The following is a 214-nucleotide window of genomic DNA, read 5'->3' as shown; positions in this document are numbered from 1 at the left end:
CGGACGAGCCTTCCTCAGGAAACCTTAGGCATTCGGTGGACGGGATTCTCACCCGTCTTTCGCTACTCATACCGGCATTCTCACTTCTAAGCGCTCCACCAGTCCTTCCGGGCTGACTTCACTGCACTTAGAACGCTCCCCTACCACTGATACCATTGGTATCAATTCGCAGCTTCGGTGGTGTATTTAGCCCCGGTACATTTTCGGCGCAGAG

General features: G+C 54.2%; 1 rRNA gene. It reads right to left on the bottom strand.

What is annotated here, in order from left to right:
• Positions 1 to 214: ribosomal RNA gene (locus tag MR160_RS34685) — 23S ribosomal RNA — on the bottom strand; the annotation flags it as partial.

This window comes from Bacillus cereus group sp. BfR-BA-01382 (assembly GCF_022663475.1).
Taxonomy (GTDB): domain Bacteria; phylum Bacillota; class Bacilli; order Bacillales; family Bacillaceae_G; genus Bacillus_A; species Bacillus_A thuringiensis_S.
The sequence above is the reverse complement of the archived record's forward strand: the minus strand, read 5'-3'. Positions and strand labels throughout refer to the sequence as shown.